This window comes from Massilia sp. TWP1-3-3 (assembly GCF_049897805.1).
Classification (GTDB): Bacteria; Pseudomonadota; Gammaproteobacteria; order Burkholderiales; family Burkholderiaceae_D; genus Telluria_A.
Genome location: NZ_JAFCWX010000003.1, coordinates 293,134 through 313,714, shown reverse-complemented (window position 1 = coordinate 313,714; position 20,581 = coordinate 293,134). Strand labels below are relative to the sequence as shown.

The window sequence follows — 20,581 nt, the reverse complement described above, 5'->3', positions numbered from 1 at the left end:
GCAAGCGCGTGGCGACTTTGAAAGATGTAGCATTGCTGGCCGGCGTAGGCCTTGGCACCGCGTCGCGCGTGGTCAGCGGCAAGGGCGCAGTCTCGCCCAAGACGCTGGCGCGCGTGCGCAAGGCAATCGAAGAACTCGACTTTCAGCCGTCGCACGCGGCGCGCTCGCTGATGTCCGGCACCTCGCAGATGATCGGCGTCTACATCCCCTTTTTAAGCGGGACTTTTTATACCCCCATTTTGCAGCTGGTCTATGCCGAACTGCGCGCCGCCGGCCTGAACATGGTGGTCGGCTTTGGCACCGGCAGCGTCGACGAACGCCGGCAGGCCGTGGAGGGCATTGATTTTCTCAATCAGCGCGGCTGCGACGGCGTGCTTGTGATGAGCAACGCGCTGCGCGAAGAAGACATCGCCGCGCTTGGCCCGCGCAAGGCGCGCCTGGTGCTGCTCAACCACTGCCTGCCGGGCATGGAGGAGCGCTGCTTCACGGTCGACCACAAGCTGGGCGGGCGCATGGCGGCCAGAGCGCTGCTGGACAAAAGACACCGCAGGATCGCCGTCATCGCCGGGCCCAAGTACGCCGCCGACAACGTCGAGCGCATCGACGGCTTCATGGACGAACTGGCGCAGGCCGGCATCGACACCGCCACCGTCTGGCTCGAGGAGAGCAACTTCGCGCCCGAGGGCGGCTGGGCCGCGGCCGACAAGCTGCTCAATTCCGGCTACGACTTTACCGCCGTGTTTTGCGCCAATGACGAAATGGCCGTCGGCGCGCTATCGTACTTTCAGCAGGCCGGCGTGGACGTGCCCGGCGCCGTCTCGGTGCTCGGCTACGACGACACCGACACCGCCAACTTCACCGCGCCGCGCCTCACATCCGTGCACATGCCCTGGACCGAGATGGCCCTGAACGGCTTGAACTGCCTGCTCAACCGCTGCTACGCCATGCACCGCCCGTTCACGCATGAGTACGCCGTCAGCGTCACCGCACGCGCCTCGCTGGCCAAGGCCAGGAGCACGCGCGCCGCAAAATAAAAAACCGCCCGGTTCCGCTCGCGGGCGGTTTTTTTTGTGGTAAAGTGGAAGCGATTCCAATTTCTCGGCAGGCAACTTCCACTACCACGAACATGTCCATGACCAAACAACCTTCCGCACCGCACGGTTCCCTGTCGCGCGCCGATTTTGGCGCCGATTTTGTGTGGGGCTGCTCCACATCGGCATTCCAGATCGAAGGCGGCGCCAGCGCCGATGGACGCGTGCCATCGATCTGGGACACCTTCTGCCAGCAGCGCGGCGCCATCCGCGACGGCTCCGACGGCAGCGTCGCCTGCGACCATTTCAACCGCTGGCCCGAAGACATGGATCTTGGCCGCTCGCTCGGCTTGAACGCCTACCGCTTTTCGATTTCCTGGCCGCGCATCTTCAGCGCACGCGGCGCCGCCCCCAACGAGGCCGGACTCGATTTTTACTCGCGCCTGGTCGACGGCATGCTCGCGCGCGGCCTGGTGCCATGGGTCACGCTGTATCATTGGGACTTGCCGCAGTATCTGCAAGACGCGGGCGGCTGGACCAACCGCGACACCGTGGCCGCATTCGTCGAGTATGCCGACGTCGTCACCCGGCGCCTGGGCGACCGGGTCAAGCACTGGATCACCCACAACGAGCCGTGGTGCACCGCCATTCACGGCAACCTCGATGGCATGCATGCGCCCGGCCTCAAGAGTTTGCCCACCGCGCTGCAGGTGTGCCACCACGTGCTGCTCTCGCACGGCTTGTCTGTCCCCGTCATCCGCGCCAATGTGCCGGGTGCCGCGGTCGGCATTGCCCTCAGCCTGCACCCGATCATGGCGGCCAGCGACTCTGCCGCCGACCAGCAAGCCGTCGCGCGCCATGACGCATTTCGCAACCGCTGGTTCCTGGACGCCCTGTATGGCCGCGGCTATCCAGTCGAGCCGCTGCAGATGATGGGCGCCGATGCACCCATCATCGCGCCCGGCGACCTGGCCGCGATCGCGGCGCCAACCGATTTTTTGGGCGTGAATTACTACTTCCCGGAAGTGGTCAAGGACGATGCCAACGCAGGCTTCTTGCGCACCTCCGTGGTCTTGCCCGAAGGGCGAGAGCGCACCGATTTTGGCTGGGAAGTGGCGCCCGAGGGCCTCACCGCGCTGCTGGCGCGCATCGCGCGCGACTACGCGCCGCCCGACATGTACGTGACCGAAAACGGCTCGTGCTATGACGACGTGGTGGGCGAGGACGGCAGCATCGACGACGGCAAACGCCGCGATTATCTGGTCCGGCACCTGGCGGCGGTGCGCCAGGCGCGCGACGACGGTGTGCCGGTAAAGGGTTATTTTGCCTGGAGCCTGCTGGATAACTTCGAATGGTCGGAAGGGTACTTGCGCCGTTTCGGTATTGCGTATGTCGACTTTGTCACCCAAAAGCGCACGCTCAAGGCAAGCGGCCAGTGGTACCGCGCGTTTTTGGGCGGCCAGGCATAGACGACGGGATCACGACAAAGCGGGGCAGCGTGCCACGACAGCTGCCCGCTTTTATACCCGGTACACCACCGCGAACCCGCCTCCCGGCGTTCTGAAATTGGTCGTCTGTCCCTGGTACACCCGCGCCGCCGTCCACTGCACTTTGCCGTCATAGCAATAGCAGCGGATGTCGAACTTGAGCTTCTCGGGCGCTTCGGCGGAACCCGCCATCCGCTGCGCCGGCGCCATGATCGCCTGCGCCACGTAGTCGCCGGCGAGAATATCCTGCCACGCGCGCTTGGTCAGCTTGTCGCCGCGATAGGCCGCGCGTCCGCCAAAGCCGGCGCTCGGCTTGAAGAACAAGCCGCGCCGCGCCGCCCACAGGCGCTCGGCCTGGTCGGCCTGCACCACTTCCGTGTGCGGAATGCCGGCCAGTAGCAGGGCGCGGGTAGCCTGCGGCACCCCCAGTTCCGTCAACTTGGCGTCGTCCGTCAGCAGCGCCAGATTGCGCTTGTCTGCATACAGCGCGTGCGCCTGCGGGTGCGGGGTGATCACGACCGCGTCAGCGAGGTAGGCGGCGCGCATGGCCGCGCTGTCGGGATGCTCCAGCGCGAAATCGGTCAGCCGGTTGTAGACCAGGTCCACGCTGCGGCCATCAATGTGCAGTCGCGTGCCATCCCATTGCAGGGCTGCGGGATCGGCGATGACGGCGTCAATGCCGCTGCGCGCGAAGAGCTGCTTGAACAGTAAAAATTCGGGATACAGGTACTGCGTCTCCGGCGCGGTGTCGACGATCGCGACCAGCCCGAGCGGCCCTTCTCGCCCCGCAAGGCGCCACTCTTGTAAAAACATGGCGATGATCTGCTGTTCGAAGCCGGCGCCGCCTTCGGATCCGTCCACGGCGCCTTGCGCGAGCGCGCCGCACGGGTCCTGTGCGCGTGCCAGGGCGGCGTTGAGCAGCGCGCCGCCCGCGTTGGTATTGATTTCAATGAGGCCGATGCGCTCGCCCTCCAGGTGGAAGTCGTAGCCAAAAAACACGCCACGCGCGCGCTGGGGGTGGCGGGCGATAGGCGCGGCCCCGGCCAGCACGTGCGCGCCGTACGAGGGCAGGGCGAGCACCGATTCCACCGCCCCGATCAACGCTTCCATCTGCAGCGCCTGCGCCGAGGACACATACACCGGCAGGGTCGAAAACAAATGCGGGCAGCGCTCGGCGATCAGCGCCGGCACGTCCGGCGTGCCGGGCGCCGAGCGCAAGGCCTGCGTCAAGGCGTCCAGTTGCAGGCCGCCGCAAAAGCAGTTACTGTTTAATTGTTCGGCCGCCTGGGCCGAACAATCCTCGTCACATGAAAGATTGGTCATGCGGACGATTCTAGCACCGCATGGCGCTACACTCGCGGCGGGTCGGTCTCCCTGGCGTACACCCGCTGCTCGGCCAGCACGTCCTTGAACATCTCCAGCCCGGCCGCGCTGTCGGCGCCATCGACGATGATCAGCCCCGGGTCATCCGTGTCGTCCGGCAGGTCGAGCGCCACGCCTGCGCTGACCAGGAGCTCCACGCCGCTGCCCACCGCCAGCAGGGGTTTGCCGTGCCGGTACTGCTCGCGCAGGAAATTGAGGACGTTGGCGTCCATGCCCAGGATGCCCGCCATTTCGCCGCCGTCCGGCACGATCAAGCCATCGTAGAGTACCGACGGCCCGGCCTCGAAGGTGATCTCGACGTCGAGCGGGCAGCCGTCGAGTGACGTAACGCGGCCCAGGCGCTGGCCCACCAGGCGCGGCACGGCGCCATCCTTGAGCAGGGAACCATACATGGCGCGCACCATGTCGCCATCGACTCCGTCGGCGACCAACAGCGCTACGCGCCGGGTACGGATGCCGCGCTGGCCCGGGCGGCTGAGCAGCGATAGCGACGGCGAGGGCGCATATTCGGGAATGGGCAGTGGCGTGGCGCGCGGCAAGGGCGCCGGCAACGGCATGCCCAGGCCTTCGGCAACCGCGCCTGCCAGCGCCAGGTCCACGTTGACCAGGCCGGCAAGCATGCGCTCGCGCACGGCGCGCACCTGCACCCGCGTGAGCTCAAAGCGGAATGCGTTGATGATGTGGCGCTGTTCGGGCGCGCTCTGGCTTTCCCAGAACAGGCGCGCTTGCCCGTAGTGCTCGCCAAACAGTTCGGGCTTGCCGCGCACTTTCGTTTCAGCCGGCACGGGCTGCGGAAAGGTGTTAAAGCCTGCCGTGCCGGCCTGGAACGGACAGCCGCCGGCCAGCGAATTGGGTTCGTAATTGACGCGTCCGCGGTTGATGGCTTGCCGATGAAAGCCCTCTCGCTGGTTATTATGCACTTGCGCAATAGGCGAGTTGATCGGTATTTCGTGGAAGTTGGGCCCGCCCAGGCGGCTGATCTGGGTGTCGATATACGAATGGTTGCGCCCTTGCAGCAACGGATCGTCCGTAAAATCAATGCCGGGCACCACGTGCGCAGTGCAAAACGCCACCTGTTCGGTTTCGGCAAAAAAATTATCGGGATTACGGTTCAGCACCAGCTTGCCAACAGGCAGCAGGGGCACCATTTCCTCGGGAATAAGCTTGGTCGCATCGAGAATGTCGAACGGGAAGCTGTCTGCCTGCGCCTGCGTGAAAATTTGCAGACCCAGCTCATACTCGGGAAATTGGCCTGATTCAATTGCTTCCCACAGGTCGCGGCGGTGAAAGTCCGGGTCCGCCCCGTTGATCTTGACCGCCTCGTCCCACACCACCGAATGGGTGCCCTGCAACGGCGTCCAATGAAACTTGCAAAAATGCGCCACGCCTTCCGCATTGACCAGCTTGAAGGTGTGCACGCCGAAGCCTTGCATCATGCGATAGCTGCGAGGAATGGCGCGGTCCGACATGACCCACAACAGCATGTGCGTGATCTCGGGACTGAGCGAGGCAAAGTCCCAAAAGGTATCGTGGGCGCTGGACGCCTGCGGTATCGCGTGGTGGGGTTCGGGCTTAACAGAGTGCACCAGGTCCGGGAATTTCATGGCGTCCTGAATAAAGAACACGGGTATGTTATTGCCCACTAGGTCCCAGTTGCCTTCGTCGGTATAAAACTTGGTCGCAAAGCCGCGTACGTCGCGCGCCAGGTCGGCCGAACCCCTCTCGCCAACCACGGTTGAAAAGCGCACGAACACGGGCGTGCGTTTGCCGCATGCCGCGAACGGTGTGGCCCGGGTAAATTCGCACAAGTCCTGGTAGGACTCGAAATAGCCGTGCGCGGCCGAACCACGCGCGTGCACCACGCGTTCGGGAATGCGCTCATGGTCGAAGTGGGTGATTTTTTCGCGCAGGATGAAGTCTTCCATGGCCGTCGGCCCGCGCAGGCCGATCTTGAGCGAATCCTGGTTGTTACCCACCGGCACTCCCTGATTGGTGGTCAGGCGCTGGCCGGTGTCGTCGACCCGCACCCGGTCGAGCGGGCCGTTGAGCGGGTTCGCGCCCAGCTGGGGGTTGCCGTCGCCCACTTTGGGCGACGCCGTCGTTTCGGTACTGGTGCTGGCGGTGGCCAGCGGCGTGTCAGGGGCGTGGGTCTCGCCCTCGTGCGGCTCGCGCGCGGCGTCGCCGTATTCGAGTCCCTTGGTGCTGTTGTAAGGCATCTTGGCGGCGAGCGCGGCGTTGCCGACTACTTTTTCCAGCAACTGTTCGGCGGTCGGCTCGCCGCTGCCCACGCTGGCCGGAGGTTGACCGGTGGATGGGCCGGAAATGGTGCTCAGGACGGAGCCGGCGCCGTCAACCGGCGTGCCGTTGTTGTGACAATTAGCCATGCTGGACCTCTGTAGAGAAAAGAGGCGGACGCCCCTTTGGGTTGGCAAACGAAGCGGCGCCATCAAGACGCGTGCTTGAGTTTGCCTAAGCAGGCTCAGCCAGACTTTGACCTGTCATAAGAATGCAGCCATGCCGCTCGCACGGGGCCAGATTGCAATAGAATGAAATCTTGTTCTTATGAAAAGGATTCGGATGACACCGACGCAATGCACGCAGCACGATGCCGCCACGATCGCCATGTTAATCAGCGAGGCGAACAAGGAGGTGGCGGTCAGGTTTGGATTAAATGCCGACAATTGTCCCAAACACCCGTCGTTTTGCACCACAAGCTGGGTCGAGGCCGAGATGGCGCGCGGCGAAACGTATTTCATGCTGCACGACCCAACAGCCGGGCCGATCGCGTGCGTGGCCTACGAAAGGCCGGCGCCAGCGCGCGCTTACCTGAACCGCCTGTCGGTGCTGCCGCCGCACCAGGGCCAAGGTGCGGGCGCGCACCTGGTCGCGCATGTGGTGGAGCAGGCGCGCCGCGACGGCGTGGCATCGATCAGCATCGGCGTGATTGGCGAGCACCTGCATTTGCAGCGCTGGTACAACAAGCTCGGCTTTGTTGATGGGGAACCCAAGCGCTTCGCCCATCTGCCGTTTTCCGTCAAGTACATGACCCTGGCCGTGCCCGATTAGCGCTGATCACGTCACGGCGGCCTTGGGCTGGCCCACGATAATGGCGCCGAAAGCTGCCGCCAGCAGCACGTACAGGATGGCCAGCGGCCACAGGCGCGCCTCGGCACCGGCGGCGATGCGCACCAGGGCCATGCCGCCGATGCCGAAGTGGGTCAGGTTGCCCATCGCCAGCGGTCGGCCGAACACGCCGCCCACCAGGTGCGACTTGCTCATCCAGTTGGTGATGGCGCCACCCACGTACAGCGCCCCCAGCAGTTGCACGGCGGGCAGCAGGGCCGGGTGCTGCACCCCTTGCATAGTTCCGAGCAATTCTTGCGGGGCAAATATCAGCAACAGGCCGATCGTAGCCATGAAAGCGGCGCTGACGACCATTAGCAGTTTGCTCATGCAAAGTCCTTTACGGTAAAAAGTGGGAAGGCCCGGCAAGGCTGCATCAAAGCTTGCGCCGCCAGATGATATGCAAGTCGTCCACGACCGGCACGCTGGCCAGTCCCAGCAGCACGAGCGCCAGCGGCACCGTGGCGATATAGCCAACATGCTTGAAGCCCAGCGCTCCCGCCACGCCGCCGACAAAAAAGCACAGTACCAGCAGGCACAGCATTTTTAATCTGGGGCGGTTGACGGCCACCTTATCGCCCGGCGCATGGTTGCCGCGGTTGGGATAAACCAGCTTACCAAGTTCAATGCCGATGTCGGTCACGATGCCGGTGACATGCGTGGTGCGTATTTCGGCATTCGACAGGGAGGTAATGACGGCGTTTTGTAAGCCCATGATGAACGAGAGCAAGATCACCGTCACCGACACGAAGTAGCCGTCAATATCGGCCAGGCGCGCGCCCAAGAGGCCAAAGCAGAGCAGCAGGCAAGCTTCCAGCAGCAGCGGCAACGCAAACTCGCTGTGCATCTGGCGCTGGCGCGAATAATGGACCAGCATCGTCGAACATGCCGCCCCGACAATAAAGGCGAACAGCGCGCCCAGCCCGGCCAGAGCAATATCGACCGTTCCCAGCGCCAGGTTGTCGGCCATTGAGGAAACAATGCCCGTCATATGGGATGTGTATTGTTCCACGGCGAGAAAGCCGCCGGCGTTGATCGCCCCCGCCACGAATGTCAGCGCGTAGCCGAGGTGGCGGTTGGTATGGGCCGTGCGCACCCGTCCGGTCAGCTTGCGCGAATAATTGATGGGCATGGAGTTAGGGGCGCCTGGCAGTTGACTGCCTCCATGTTACTCCATCGATGTTGTCGAAGCAGACTTACTTACTTGCTCAGCTGATCCGGCGCTGCGGCAGCGCTGCGCGCGCTCAGCAACTTTTCGAGCACCGGATCGCGCTTGTACACGTCCTGCGAAAAGATCGCATGGCCGTCGCGCCCGCTCACCGCGGTTGCGTAAAACAGCACCACAGGAATCGGCGTCTTCAGGTTAACCGTTTTTTGCGGGCCCGGCTCCATCGCCTTGCCGATCAGCTCCTTGGTCCATTCCGGCTTGCCTGCCAGTACAAACTGGGCCAGTTCCTGCGGCTTTTCCACGCGAATGCAACCGTGGCTCAAATCACGCCGCGTGCGCTTGAACAACTCGCGCGCCGACGTCGAGTGCAGATAAATATTGTCCGGATTGGGCATGGCGAACTTGACCGCGCCCAGCGCATTGCCGGCGCCCGGACGCTGGCGAATGCGGTACTTGCCTGCGCGCAGGTCGGCCATGACGGCCGCATCTACGTTGCGCACCGGTTCGCCTGCACCGCTCACTGCGACCAGTTCCATCTCGTTTTTGGCCAGATAGCTGCCATCCTTGGCAATCTTGGGAATCAGTTCCGCTTTTTGTATGCTCGGTGGCACGTTCCAGTAGGGATTGAATTCCAGGTAGCGCATGCTGCCCACGAACAAGGGCGTCTGGGTCTTGACGGCGGTGCCAACGATCACCCGCATTTCCAGCGGCGGCGGTCCGTTGGTGTCGCCGTTGTTGATGGCCCATAGGCGAAACGCCGGCAGGTTGACGGCAACGATGGGGCCATTCGAAAAATCCGGCAGCCAACGCAGGCGCTCAAGCGTCAATTCCAACTGGCGCACGCGCTGGCTCAGTGGCGTATTCATCGCGGCAACGGTGTCGGGACCGAGGATGCCGTCGTCCAGCAGGCCGTGGCGTGCCTGGAAACGCTTGACTGCGGCGGCCAGGTCGGCGCCGTATTTGTCGTCCGGCGCGCTGGCCGCTCCCGGCTCGTCGCCCACCAGCAGCAACAAGGCGCGCAAGGCCGGGGCTGCCGGATAGGATGCGCCGACTTCGATCTTGTCGCCCTTGGCAATCGGCGGCAGGCTGGTGACGGGCGCCTTGGCCAATTGACGGTAATGGGCCAGCGTGTGCTTCATGTATTTGTAGAGCGCAATGCGCGGCTCGGCCTTGGCGACGGCGGCGGCCAGCGTATTTTGTTCGACCGCGCCGCGCAGTTGCTCGACCGGATCAAACGCGGTCAGGCGCGGATCGGGCGTGGCGCTGTGGTATTCGGAACGCACGCGCCCTACGCGCAGGTCGGCCATGTATTGCAGCATTGCGCGCGTCAGGGCGACGTCGAGCGCGGCGTCGTCCAGGCTGGCGCTGCGCACTTTTGCGGCCAGTCCGTCGGCATCGTAGTCGGCCGGCGACAGGCCGTGCACGGCCGCTTCCTGCAGCAGCACCACGGCGGCGGCGGCTTTTGAGAGGTTAGCGCCCAGCCACACCGGAGCGTAGGCGCGCGGCGCGTAGAAGCGTTCCAGCCAGTCGCGTTGGTCATAGGTGAGCTGGCCGCTTTTCTGGGCCTGCTTGGCCGTTGCGGCCAGCACGCGGATGTCGTCCGGCGTCCCGGCGTGGACGGTGATGCTTGCAAGCGAGAACAGCACTGCCAGTGCCAGGGACGCGAAGGGCTTGGAGGAGGGTGTCATGCGTGTTTCTTAAGGGAAAAACAAGATTGTAGGCCATACCGTCCGGCTGCGCTACGCCCATTGCGCACGAGGTCGTAAAATGGGCGCCGCTTGTGCCGAATGGAGACAGCGTGGCGGCCGTACTGAATGATTGCCTCGGGTGCAGGGCGGTTTGCCCCATGTTATTCTGTTTCGGCAAGCTTCACTCAAGAACGCAAAGGATAGTATGCAGGGCAAAATAGCAGTTGTGTTGGCGGTCGCTACGGCGGCCTGGGGTTCGGTCGCGCAGGCGCAGGACGTGATCCGGATCGGCCATGTGGCCGCCACCTCGGGCGCCATCGCGCACTTAGGCAAGGACAATGAAAACGGCGCGCGCATGGCGGTCGACGAGTTAAATGCCAAGGGCGTGCTGATTGGCGGCAAGCGCTACAAGATCGTGCTGCAGGCCGAAGACGACGCCGCCGATCCCAAACAGGGCACCACGGTCGCGCAAAAGCTGGTCGACGCCGGCGTCAATGGCGTCATCGGGCACGAAACGTCGGGTACGACGATACCGGCCTCGCGCATTTATTTCAATGCCGGCATTCCCCAGATTTCGCCCTCCGCCAGCAACCCCGCGTACACGCGGCAAGGTTTTGGCACGGCGTTTCGCAATGTTGCCAACGATGAGCAGCTCGGCGCCGCCCTCGCCCGTTACGCCGTGCAAAACGGCAAGGCGCGCCAGATTGCCGTCATTGACGACCGCAGCGCCTACGGCAAGGGCTTGAGCGACGAATTCATCAAGAACGTCAAGAAGTCGGGTGTGGCGCGCATCGTGTCGCAGCAATACACGACCGACAAGGCGAGTGAATTTAGCGCCATCCTCACTGCCATCAAGGGCAAGCAGCCAGACCTGGTGTTCTTTGGCGGCATGGATGCGGTGGCGGGGCCGATGCTGCAGCAAATGAAAAAACTGGGCATCAAGGCCAGCTTCATGGGCGGTGACGGCCTGTGTTCGGATTCGATGGCCAGGCTCTCGGGTGACGCCATGGCGGACGGCCAGGTAATTTGCGCGGAAGCGGGCGGTATTGAAGCGGCGCAGCAAAAGGGCATGGATGACTTCAGGGCCGCCTACCGGAAAAGATTCGGCATCGACGTGCTGACGTACGCGCCATACGCCTATGACGCCTTGTTGACAATGGTCGACGCGATGCGCCAGGCCGGTTCGCCCGATCCGGCGAAATATCTGCCTGTGCTGGCCAAGATCCGCCACCAGGGGGTGACCGGCACCGTCGCCTTTGATGCGCGCGGCGACGTGCAAAATGGCGTGCTGACGATTTATACCTTCAAGGGCGGGAAGCGCCAGCGCGTCGCTGTCATGAAATAGCGCGCGAGAAGGAAAACGCAGCGCTCGCGTGTGAGCGAGCGGAACTTATAATGTTCGCCACGGTCTAACCTTGTTATTCGAGGGGGTGACTGTATGGACGACGTACCGCGCTCTAGTAAATGTAAGCTTCCAGCGTTCATCCGCGACAATATTGAGTCGATTCTCGTCGAATGGGAGGCGTTCGCCAAGGGCATACTTTCGGCGCGCCACATGGACGAGGCCGCATTGCGGGACGACGCCGGCGCCATGCTGCGGGCAATCGCCGATGATCTTGAACAGCCCCAGACGTCGGGCCAGCAATTCGAAAAGTCGCGGGGGCGCGCGCCCCCTAACACGCTTGAGAGCGCCGCTGAGCGGCATGGTTCCGCCCGCGTGGCAAGCGGCTTTAGCCTGGACGAAACCATTTCTGAATTTCGGGCCTTGCGCGCCAGCGTCCTCAAGCAGTGGGCATGCGCGAACAGAGCAGCTGAAACGGCCTCGTCCGACGAAGCGCTGCGCTTTAACGAAGCCATCGACCAGGCGCTGACTGAATCGCTGGAGCGCTACGCACTCGACAAAGACGAGCACACGCGGCGCTTTGACACGCTGCTGTCATCCTCGCCCGACTTGCAGTTCATTCTCGATATCGACGCGCATTTCCTGTATGCCAACATCACCTTGGCCAAGCTGTTCAATGCGCAGGTTGATGCCATCCTCGGCAAACCCATCCGCCGTTTTTGCAGGGACTTGGCGCCCAAGTTCGAGCGCGACATCGCGCACGTTGTCGACAACCACGAGTCTTTGCGCGGCGAATTCACCTGCCATGCCGACCAGATGGAACCGGTGACGTACCGCTACGTACTGCTGCCGGTCATCAATGAGGCTGGGGTTGTTGAGTCCGTGACTGGCAGCGCACGCAATATTTCCGAACTCAAGGCGTCGGAAAACAAGTTGCTGCGCAATGCATATTACGACTCGCTCACGGAATTGCCCAATCGCATGCTGTTTCGCGACCGGCTCGAGCAAGAGGTCCGCTACGCGGGGCGCACCGGCCTCACGCTGGCCTTGTTGTTCGTCGACCTTGACGGTTTCAAGGGGGTCAATGACCGCTTCGGTCACGCGGCGGGCGACCAGGTATTGCGAGAATCAGCGCGCCGCATTGGCGCCTGCGTGCGCGCCAGCGATACCGTAGCCCGCCTGGGCGGCGACGAATTTACCGTCATCATCACTGACGTGCGGAAGATCCCGCACATCGAGGTGCTGGCCCAGCAAATTCTCGCCAGCCTGGGGCGCCCGATTGCGCTGCACGAACATAGCGCGGCTATCTCCGGCAGCATCGGCATCACGCTCTATCCGCAAGACGCGCTATTGCCCGACGACTTGCTGCGCAATGCCGACCAGGCCATGTTCGTGGCCAAGAAAGCCGGGCGCAACCGTTTCAGTTTTTTTACCAAGGCCATGCGCGACTCGGCCTGGGCGCGCCTGCGCGTGATTGACGAATTGCGCGAGGCAATTGCCTGCCATCAGCTCGCCGTGTATTACCAGCCGATCATCGACATGGGCACCGGCGCCATCGTCAAGGCCGAGGCACTGGTGCGCTGGCATCACCCGCAGTCGGGCACGCTTCTACCGGCCGCCTTCATCGGCCTGGCCGAAGAGACGGGGCTGATCGGTCAGATCGATGCCTGGGTGCTCCAGGAGGCGGTATGCCGGGCGCGCCAATGGAGCGACTTGCTGGGCCGGCCGTTCCAGGTCAGCGTCAACAAGTCGCCGGTGGAATTTACGGACCGCTCGATGATGAAGCCCGGTGGTCCGGACTTGCAAACGCTGACCGAAGCCGGGGGCAGCGTCGCCGTGGAAGTGACCGAGGGCGTGATGCTCAACGAATCGCCCGGCGTGCGCGAAAAACTGCTCGCGCTGCAACAGGCCGGCGTGCAGTTTGCGATCGACGACTTTGGCATCGGCTATTCGTCGATGTCTTACCTGAAAAGGTTCAATGTCAATTTCCTCAAGATTGACCAGAGTTTCGTGAAGGACATGGTGAGCAGCTCGGAGAGCCGCATCTTTGCCGAAACCATTGTCATGATGGCGCACCGGCTAGGCTTGAAAGTCATTGCCGAAGGGGTAGAGACCTGCGCCCAGCGCGACTGGCTCAAGGCGGCGGGTTGCGATTACGCCCAGGGCTTTCTGTACTCCGAAGCAACCAGCGCCGAGTGTTTCGCGCAAATGCTGACGGCTGCGCATTAGGAAACGGGTGGTGCGCCAGGCGCTGTTGGCCAATGTTCTTGGCGACGGCGCCTCTGGTGATGTCAACGTGCTGCTGCAAGGAGCGTAGGAGCGTAGGTCGGATACGCGCAGACCTGGGCAGCCCCCTTATCCGACGTGCGTTGACGCGACGCATCTCGGATAAGGGGCTGCCCAGGCCCGCGCTTGGCCGACTTACAGTCCGATCCCGATAAAAATCCGCAGAGCTATGCGGCAATGGTGGGGAAAAGCTAACCCGTCAATGGCGTGCAGCCTTGCGCGCCCTCAGCTTCCCTGGCTGGGCGCGCCTTGCCGACAAGGGCATTCCAAACGCAAGCCGTGCAAGGTCGGCGCGCTGCCAACGCGGGTTGCCTGCATCAAATCTTCCCTTGCGTAAGTCTTTCCGTAAGACGACAATCTTGCTCCAGCATGATAAAGGAGTCGGGGTGAGAATGTCGGTAGCAAGAATGTTGGTCATGGTTGCGGCAAGTTTGCCGCTGTTGGCAATTGCAGCAAATCCGGGTGCGCCCTACCAGGTAGTCGGTATCGCAGACGGCGACACGCTGACCGCGCTCAGCGCCAGCCGCGAGCGCATCAAGTGCCGGCTGTACGGCATTGATGCGCCGGAGAAAAAACAAGCGTTCGGCCAAGCATCGAAATTGTCCTTGTCCGAGCTGTCGTTCGGCAGGACGGCCTACATCGATGTCGTCGGTCGGGACCGCTATGGCCGCGCCATTTGCAAGATTGCCGTGGCCGGGGTGGACGTCAACAAGGAACAGATTGCGCGCGGCATGGCGTGGATGTACCGCCGCTACGCGAGCGATCGCAGCTACAGCGACGCCGAACTCAAGGCCCAGACCCGCCATGTGGGCATTTGGCGCGACACGCAGCCTGTGCCGCCATGGGACTTCAGGCGCAAAGGCGTGCGGCGCACGCTGTAATCAGGACCCCGGCCACGCGCCCGGCGCGCCCCGGCGATGTGAGGGCGGCATCGGCCTCCCCAATCAAGCCGGGCAAGCAAAGGCTTGTTGCCGTGCTGGGTAATATGCCGAAGCCTTGATGTAAGGCGGAAAAGCGCAAACCTCGCAATCCGCCACGCGATACCGGGCACGCATGGCGCAATGCGCACTTCGTCCTTTTGCGCCCTACGGTCTTGATTGGCTCATACCTCGGCCAGCAGCATGTGCACGAATTCACCAGCCGGCACCGCCTTGGAAAACAGAAAACCCTGCCCGAAATCGCATTGACCCTCGACCAGGAATGCTCGCTGTTCCACCGTCTCGATGCCTTCGGCAATCACTTCCAACCCCAGTTCGTGCGCCATGGCGATGATCGAGCGCACGATGGCGCGGTCGCCCAGGCTGGCGCCAATATCGCGCACGAAGGATTGATCGATCTTCAGGTAGTCGACTTCAAATTTTTTCAGATACGCAATCGACGAGTATCCCGTGCCAAAATCGTCAATCGCCACCTTGATCCCCGCATCGTGATATTGCAGCAACGTGGCCGATACGCTGGGCGAAGCGTCCAGCAGCAAGCCCTCGGTAATTTCGACCGAGACGCTACTGCCCGTCAAGCCCAGTTCGTGCAGATGCGCGGGCCAGTTCACTTCATCGAGGCGCGAGACGAATTGCACCGGCGACTTGTTAACGCTGACGGGAAACGGCGCACCAGTGCGCTCGCCCCACGCGCGCGAGCATTCAGCTGCCTGGCGAAACACCCAGTCGCCAATTTCACTGATCAAGCCAGTTTCTTCGGCGAAGGCGATGAAGCGCACCGGCTCGATCATGCCCAGCAGCGGGTGTTGCCAGCGCAGCAACGCTTCCGCCTTGACCACGCGCCCACTGCGCAAGTCGATGATCGGCTGATAGTGCACCTGCAACTGGCCACGGCGCAGCGCGACGCGCAAATCGCTGATCAGGCGCAGCCGGTCGTTCGCTTCGCGCTGCATGGAGGGCGTGAAGTAGCTGAAATGGTTGCGCCCTTCGTTTTTGACCACGTACATGGCCTGGTCGGCATTGCGAATCAGGTTTTCGGCGTCGGACGCATCGTTCGGATACAGCGTGACGCCAATGCTGGCCGACAGGTAGATCACCTCGTTGCCAAACAAAAAGGGCTTGCTGAGTGTTTCATTGATTTTCAGCGCGACCGGATCGACGTACAGGTTCGTTTCCAGTTCGGTCAGGATGACGGTAAATTCGTCGCCGCCCAGCCGGGCCACGGTATCGGACTGGCGCACGCAGGCGCAGATGCGACGCGCCGATTCAATCAGCACCTGGTCGCCCACCGTGTGGCCGAGCAGGTCGTTGGCTTCCTTGAAACGGTCGAGGTCGATGAACAGCAACGCCAGCGGCAGGCCGTTGCGCTGCGCCTTGCGGATTTCATGGTCGAGGCGGTCACGAAACAGGCGCCGGTTCGGCAAGCGTGTCAGCAGGTCAAAGTTGGCATGCTCCCACACAATTTCCTCGGAGCGGCGCTTGTCGGTGATGTCGGTAAATGTTCCCGTCATGCGCTGCGGTAAGTTGCTGCGCGGATGGCGGTTGACCACGGTACCGCGCGAGAGCACCCAGCGCCAGCCACCTTCCGGGCTGCGCACTCGAAACTCGATGCTGAACGTGGCGCGCGAACCGGCCAAGCAAATATCAATCTCGGTACGCACCCGGTGCTGGTCGTCCGGATGCACCAGCTGCTCGAGCAAGCTGTAAGGGGCGAACGGCCCCGGTCCGTCGAGTGAGAGGATGGCGCGCGCCCGGTCTGAATAGACGACCTGGTTCACGGCGAGGTCCCAATCCCAGATGCCGTCGCCCGAGCCTTCAATCGCCAGCTTCAAGCGCTCATTGCTCACCAGTAGTTCTTGCTGTGCACGCACTGCTTCGTCAATGTCGAGCGCGATGCCCACGTGGCCGGCATAGTTGCCGTCGGCGAAGAACCAAGGTGCCGCGTGCGCTTCCATCCAGTGCCATTGGCCGTCGGCAAAGCGGATTCGGACCCGGCGCTGGACTGCGGCGCGCTGGGCGATCGCACCGTCGAGCACGTGCAGCGTGTCGGCGCGTTCGTCCGGGTGCAGAATGTCGCGCCAGCCGGCGCCCAGCAAGTGCTCGGTAGGAATGCCAAGCAAGACCTGGTGGCGCGGGTTGACATAAATGGCCGCGCCGCGCGTGTCGAGCTGCCAGATCAGCGCAGACGACGCTTCGGCCAGCGCGCGAAATCTGGCCTCGCTCTCGGCCAGCGCGTCTTGCGCCCGCTGGCGCTCGGTCAGGTCGACGGTGACGGCCAGGATCTGGTAGCCGTCCGCCTGCCCGCTTGCCTGGCCGCTTGCCAGGCGCGAGACAATGCTGTTGGCCGCAACCAGCTCGCCGTTGGGACGCACATAATGCTTTTCCACTGATTCGGAAACGCCGCTTGCAAGCATGCGTCCGACCGCCTGCATTGACTTGTTCAGGTCGTCGGGGTGGGTTACGTCGGCGATGCCCAGCGTTATCAGCAGTTCCGCAGGCAGGCCCAGCATGCGGCACAAGGCTTCATTTACGCGCAAGAACTTGCCTTCAAGCGAGATGAGCGACAGTCCCACCTGGGCTTCGGAAAAGATGGCCGACAGCTGGCGTTCACTGTCGCGCAGCAAACTTTCAGCGCGCGCCCGGTCGGTGGTGTCGAAAAAGATGGCCAGGGCACCGGCCGGCCGGGCGTTGTCGTCGTGCAAAGGTGAGAAATTGATCGAGAACCAGCATTGCTTCAAGGTGCCGTCCGGCCGGCGCGAGCGCAGTTCCTGTTCGCTCCAGGTAAAGCCGGCATCCTCGTCGCGCGCTGTGCGCATGCCGCGCTTGAAGGCTTCGCTGGCGGGCCACGGGTCGTCAGGGTGCTCGTCGAACGACAGTTTGTGCGCCATTTTGGTGAGCGGCATGCTGGCGTCGTTATTGATCAGTACGCCGTCCTCGCCCCACGACAGAATGGCCGGAACTGTCATTTGCAGCAGCATGTCGACCGCTCCCATCAAGCTTTGCGGCCAGCATTCGAGGGGGCCGAGGCTGGTGGCGGCCCAGTCGCGTGCACGGATTCGCGATGCCATCTCGCCATGATAGGAGGGCCAGTTTTTCATTGTGCACGCGCATTTGTTGCGCATTTGTGGGTTAAACAGGGTTAGACACGCCAGCTGCGTGATTTACTCATGTCACAGGCGCAAACGCGCCAGTATTTTCAATCGTGACGACCGCAGCTTGTTTCGGCAGGTGCTCAAAGAGCGGCGCGCGAACGCCAATCGTTGCGCCGGGGGCACCCGTCCTTGGTATAGTCGAGCCTCCGACATGTAAATTGGGCCAATCATGAACGATCCGCTGCACGACGAAGGCGACGATGGCGCGCTGCTGCGCGAACTGGCGCTCGATCAATTGGGCGCCGAGCTTGTCAAGATGGAAGGGCGCGTTTTTGTGCGCTTTTCCGGCTGGGTGGAGGCGGGCGGCCTGCGCGTGCCCTACCACCTGGTGCCCGCGCACGGGGTGCTTGCCAAGCCGAGCAAGTGGCGCAAGCTCGAACGCGACGCCAAGGCGCGCCTGCTGTCCGAGCGCATCACGGCCGCTGCGGTGGGCGCGCTCAATGCCAGCGTCGAGCATTTTGTCGATGACATTGCCGCGCGCTGCGAAGACGTCAACCTCGACGCCGCCGTATTCCTGGGCCAACTGGCCGAACTCGAAACGTCCGAGCCCGCCTCGTACGTGTTCGAGCGCATCGGGCAGCGTCTTGAGCACGCCATCGAGCGCGCCCAGGAAGAGCGGCACGCCGCGCGCACCAAGCAAAGCATCAATTTGGCCGAGTATCCCGATTCCTTCGAGGTGGCGCGCCGCATGCCGCGCAAGTTCATTGCCTTGCTGGGCCCGACCAATTCGGGCAAGACGCACCGCGCGATGGAAGCGCTGGCCAAAGCCGCCAGCGGGGTCTACCTCGCGCCGCTGCGCCTGTTGGCTCTTGAAAACTTTGAGCGCTTGCAGCAAGCCCGCCCGCATGGCGAGGCCTTGAAGGTCAGCCTCGTTACGGGCGAAGAGCGCCGCCTGGCCGAAGGCGGCACCCACGTGGCCAGCACCGTGGAAATGCTCGACACCCGCACCCGGGTCGACGTGGCCGTGATTGATGAAATCCAGATGCTGGCCGACCGCGACCGCGGCTCGGCCTGGACCGCGGCCGTGTGCGGGGCGCCGGCCTCGGTGGTGTATCTGGTCGGCGCACCCGAAGCGCGGCGCGCCATCGAAGCGCTGGCCGCGCGCCTGGAAATCCCGCTCGAAGTGCATCTGCTTAAGCGCATGGGGCCGCTGTCGATGGAACCGAGCGCCGTGCGCAAGCTGCGCAACGTGCAGCGCGGCGACGCCGTGATCGCCTTTTCGCGCCGCGAAGTGCTGATGTGGCGCGACATGATTACCGAGATGGGGCTGTCGGTGGCCACCGTCTACGGCAACCTCGCGCCCGAAGTGCGGCGCGCCCAGGCCGAACGCTTTCGCGACGGCTCGGCCGACGTGGTGGTGGCCACCGATGCGCTGGCGATGGGCTTGAACATGCCGATCGCGCGCATCATCATGACCACCACCGTCAAGTACAACGGCGTCGAGGAAGAAGAAATTTCAGCCTCGCTGGCGCGCCAGATTGCCGGGCGGGCCGGGCGCTACGGCGTGCACGAGGCGGGTCTGGTGGCCGGCTACGACGACGACACCCATGAAGTCATGCGCGCGCTGCTCAAGGAGAAAATCGCACCGCTCAGCGCCACCGGGTTTTCGGTCGCGCCCTCGCTCGAACACTTGCACCGCATCGCCGCAGTCACCGGCGAGACGTCGCTGGCCAAGCTGCTCAAACGCTTCATGCACAACATCGACGTGCCGGACGGTTTTTTCTTTCCGCGCATCACCGACGAGCAGGCCGAGCGCGCGCTGTGGCTCGATACGCTGCCCTTGTCCGTGGCCGAAAAATTCATGCTCTCGCTGGTGCCGGTGTCGACCAAGGTGCCGTCGCTGCAGCGCGCCTGGGAGCAGTGGGCCCAGGCGCTGGCCAAGAAACGCGTGTCGAAACTGCACACCGATCAGGGCGACTTGCAGGGCCGCAATTTGCAGGAAGTGGAGGACAGCTGCCGCCTGTATTCGGCCTACGCCTGGTTGTCCTACCGCGCGCCCGAGTACTTTCCCAGCGTAGAAGTGGCGCAGTCGCTGGCGCGCGCCGCCTCGGAACGGGTCGATTCGATCCTGCATGCGCAAAATGCGGCCGCGCGCAAGAAACACGATAAAAAGTTTCGATAAGCTGGAACAAGGCTTGACCTTCCAGCGATGGGAAGCTTTAAAGTAGCCACAAATCCATACTGCAAAGGACTGACATGAACCTGATTCGAACCGCCGCTGCCATCGTCTTGGTCGCTTGCAGCACGGCCGCCCTGGCCGCGCCTGCCGTCGCTGACGGCGAAATCCGCAAGGTCGACAAGGACGCGGCCAAACTGACGATTCGCCACGGCGAGCTGAAAGACCTGGGCATGCCGGCCATGACCATGGTGTTCCGGGTGCAGGACAAGGCCATGCTGGGCCAGGTGGAAGCCGGCGACAAGGTGCGCTTTACTGCCGCCAAAGTCGACGGCGTGCTGACCGTCACCACGCTCGAAAGCGCCAAATGACATCGCGCCCGGGCGCTGCGGCCATGCTCGTGCTGGTGATAGCCGCGCTGCACGGCCCGGCTGCCCAGGCGCACGCGACGCTCAAGCAATCCGCGCCGGCCGACGGGGCGGTGCTGGCGCGCGCACCCACGGAAGTGTCGATCACATTTAACGAAGCGCTGGAAAAGCTTTTTAGCGGCGCGGTCTTGCGCGACAGGGCAGGCAGCCTGGTCGGCAACGCCAAGGCGGCGCTTGACCCCGCCAATCCTGCCGTGCTGCGCCTGGCCGTGCCGCCGCTCAAGCCGGGTCGCTATGTCGTCAAGTGGACTGCGGTGGGACATGATGGGCACCGCCAGCACGGTGCCATCCGGTTTAGCGTTCGCTAAGGCATCGTCATGGACGCCGTCGGCCTGCTGCACGCCGGCTCGGTCATGCTCATCAACGCGGTACTGGCGTGGCTGTGCGGCGCGCTGCTGGCCAGGCGCTGGCTGCGCGAAGGGCCGCAAAGTGGCCAAGC

15 protein-coding genes are annotated in these 20,581 nt (G+C 63.3%); 9 read left to right on the top strand and 6 right to left on the bottom strand.

Translation table 11 applies throughout. From position 1 onward, the window contains the following. The first annotated feature begins 8 nt into the window (after positions 1-8). Both ACP7D4_RS04645 and ACP7D4_RS04640 read left to right on the top strand, forming a co-directional pair. Positions 9-1,034, top strand: coding sequence for a LacI family DNA-binding transcriptional regulator (locus ACP7D4_RS04645; RefSeq protein WP_426207924.1), 1,026 nt, complete (start codon positions 9-11; stop codon positions 1,032-1,034). Positions 1,035-1,132: 98 nt separating this feature from the next. After that, positions 1,133-2,500: a GH1 family beta-glucosidase gene (locus ACP7D4_RS04640; protein ID WP_426207923.1), complete on the top strand. Its 1,368-nt coding sequence runs from the start codon at positions 1,133-1,135 to the stop codon at positions 2,498-2,500. Between the two features lie 51 nt (positions 2,501-2,551). Here the strand turns inward: ACP7D4_RS04640 and ACP7D4_RS04635 are convergent, their stop codons facing one another. Beyond that, on the bottom strand, positions 2,552-3,841 hold the full coding sequence (locus tag ACP7D4_RS04635; protein ID WP_426207922.1) for a hypothetical protein: 1,290 nt from the start codon (positions 3,839-3,841) through the stop codon (positions 2,552-2,554). Between the two features lie 26 nt (positions 3,842-3,867). After that, positions 3,868-6,285 carry a catalase gene (locus ACP7D4_RS04630; protein ID WP_426207921.1) on the bottom strand — a complete coding sequence of 806 codons (2,418 nt, stop codon included), beginning with the start codon at positions 6,283-6,285 and terminating at the stop codon, positions 3,868-3,870. 193 nt (positions 6,286-6,478) lie between these two features. On the opposite strand from ACP7D4_RS04630, the gene ACP7D4_RS04625 reads away from it, so the two are divergent. Then, positions 6,479-6,967 carry a GNAT family N-acetyltransferase gene (locus tag ACP7D4_RS04625; RefSeq protein WP_426207920.1) on the top strand — a complete coding sequence of 163 codons (489 nt, stop codon included), beginning with the start codon at positions 6,479-6,481 and terminating at the stop codon, positions 6,965-6,967. A 6-nt stretch (positions 6,968-6,973) separates the two neighbouring features. On the opposite strand, the gene ACP7D4_RS04620 is transcribed toward ACP7D4_RS04625, so the two are convergent. From ACP7D4_RS04620 to ACP7D4_RS04610, 3 genes are all read right to left on the bottom strand, one after another. Then, the gene (locus ACP7D4_RS04620; protein ID WP_426101326.1) at positions 6,974-7,354 is read right to left on the bottom strand and encodes a hypothetical protein; all 381 of its coding nucleotides are present in this window, start codon (positions 7,352-7,354) and stop codon (positions 6,974-6,976) included. Between the two features lie 46 nt (positions 7,355-7,400). Next, entirely contained in the window at positions 7,401-8,156 is a 756-nt protein-coding gene (locus ACP7D4_RS04615; protein ID WP_426101324.1) for a YoaK family protein, read from the bottom strand. A 68-nt stretch (positions 8,157-8,224) separates the two neighbouring features. After that, on the bottom strand, positions 8,225-9,880 hold the full coding sequence (locus ACP7D4_RS04610) for a L,D-transpeptidase family protein (protein ID WP_426207919.1): 1,656 nt from the start codon (positions 9,878-9,880) through the stop codon (positions 8,225-8,227). Between the two features lie 205 nt (positions 9,881-10,085). Between ACP7D4_RS04610 and ACP7D4_RS04605 the strand changes: the two genes are divergently transcribed. From ACP7D4_RS04605 to ACP7D4_RS04595, 3 genes are all read left to right on the top strand, one after another. Then, on the top strand, positions 10,086-11,225 hold the full coding sequence (locus ACP7D4_RS04605; RefSeq protein WP_426207918.1) for a branched-chain amino acid ABC transporter substrate-binding protein: 1,140 nt from the start codon (positions 10,086-10,088) through the stop codon (positions 11,223-11,225). Positions 11,226-11,318: 93 nt separating this feature from the next. Further along, positions 11,319-13,451, top strand: a complete 2,133-nt coding sequence (locus tag ACP7D4_RS04600) for a putative bifunctional diguanylate cyclase/phosphodiesterase (RefSeq protein WP_426207917.1) — start codon at positions 11,319-11,321, stop codon at positions 13,449-13,451. Between the two features lie 473 nt (positions 13,452-13,924). Continuing rightward, positions 13,925-14,389 (top strand): thermonuclease family protein, encoded by a 465-nt coding sequence (locus ACP7D4_RS04595; protein ID WP_426101316.1) that lies wholly within the window; start codon positions 13,925-13,927, stop codon positions 14,387-14,389. Positions 14,390-14,610: 221 nt separating this feature from the next. Here ACP7D4_RS04595 and ACP7D4_RS04590 read toward each other — a convergent pair whose 3' ends face one another. Next, on the bottom strand, positions 14,611-17,514 hold the full coding sequence (locus ACP7D4_RS04590) for an EAL domain-containing protein (RefSeq protein WP_426207916.1): 2,904 nt from the start codon (positions 17,512-17,514) through the stop codon (positions 14,611-14,613). Between the two features lie 253 nt (positions 17,515-17,767). Between ACP7D4_RS04590 and ACP7D4_RS04585 the strand changes: the two genes are divergently transcribed. The 3 genes from ACP7D4_RS04585 (at position 17,768) to ACP7D4_RS04575 (ending at position 20,450) form a co-directional block, all read left to right on the top strand. After that, a complete protein-coding gene (locus ACP7D4_RS04585; protein ID WP_426207915.1) occupies positions 17,768-19,720 on the top strand; it encodes a helicase-related protein in 1,953 nt (650 codons plus the stop codon). A 74-nt stretch (positions 19,721-19,794) separates the two neighbouring features. Continuing rightward, a complete protein-coding gene (locus ACP7D4_RS04580; protein ID WP_426207914.1) occupies positions 19,795-20,085 on the top strand; it encodes a copper-binding protein in 291 nt (96 codons plus the stop codon). Beyond that, positions 20,082-20,450 (top strand): copper resistance CopC family protein, encoded by a 369-nt coding sequence (locus ACP7D4_RS04575; protein WP_426207913.1) that lies wholly within the window; start codon positions 20,082-20,084, stop codon positions 20,448-20,450. Before ACP7D4_RS04580 ends, ACP7D4_RS04575 begins: the two co-directional genes overlap by 4 nt. Positions 20,451-20,581 lie beyond the last annotated feature (131 nt).

Bases quoted from the DNA above. Each gene is read 5' to 3' on its own strand.
- ACP7D4_RS04640 (WP_426207923.1), top strand. From the start codon at position 1,133: ATGACCAAACAACCTTCCGCACCGCACGGTTCCCTGTCGCGCGCCGAT.
- ACP7D4_RS04635 (WP_426207922.1), bottom strand. From the start codon at position 3,841: ATGACCAATCTTTCATGTGACGAGGATTGTTCGGCCCAGGCGGCCGAA.
- ACP7D4_RS04615 (WP_426101324.1), bottom strand. From the start codon at position 8,156: ATGCCCATCAATTATTCGCGCAAGCTGACCGGACGGGTGCGCACGGCC.
- ACP7D4_RS04575 (WP_426207913.1), top strand. From the start codon at position 20,082: ATGACATCGCGCCCGGGCGCTGCGGCCATGCTCGTGCTGGTGATAGCC.
- ACP7D4_RS04600 (WP_426207917.1), top strand. From the start codon at position 11,319: ATGGACGACGTACCGCGCTCTAGTAAATGTAAGCTTCCAGCGTTCATC.
- ACP7D4_RS04605 (WP_426207918.1), top strand. From the start codon at position 10,086: ATGCAGGGCAAAATAGCAGTTGTGTTGGCGGTCGCTACGGCGGCCTGG.
- ACP7D4_RS04585 (WP_426207915.1), top strand. From the start codon at position 17,768: ATGAACGATCCGCTGCACGACGAAGGCGACGATGGCGCGCTGCTGCGC.
- ACP7D4_RS04620 (WP_426101326.1), bottom strand. From the start codon at position 7,354: ATGAGCAAACTGCTAATGGTCGTCAGCGCCGCTTTCATGGCTACGATC.
- ACP7D4_RS04610 (WP_426207919.1), bottom strand. From the start codon at position 9,880: ATGACACCCTCCTCCAAGCCCTTCGCGTCCCTGGCACTGGCAGTGCTG.
- ACP7D4_RS04595 (WP_426101316.1), top strand. From the start codon at position 13,925: ATGGTTGCGGCAAGTTTGCCGCTGTTGGCAATTGCAGCAAATCCGGGT.
- ACP7D4_RS04590 (WP_426207916.1), bottom strand. From the start codon at position 17,514: ATGGCATCGCGAATCCGTGCACGCGACTGGGCCGCCACCAGCCTCGGC.
- ACP7D4_RS04580 (WP_426207914.1), top strand. From the start codon at position 19,795: ATGAACCTGATTCGAACCGCCGCTGCCATCGTCTTGGTCGCTTGCAGC.
- ACP7D4_RS04630 (WP_426207921.1), bottom strand. From the start codon at position 6,285: ATGGCTAATTGTCACAACAACGGCACGCCGGTTGACGGCGCCGGCTCC.
- ACP7D4_RS04625 (WP_426207920.1), top strand. From the start codon at position 6,479: ATGACACCGACGCAATGCACGCAGCACGATGCCGCCACGATCGCCATG.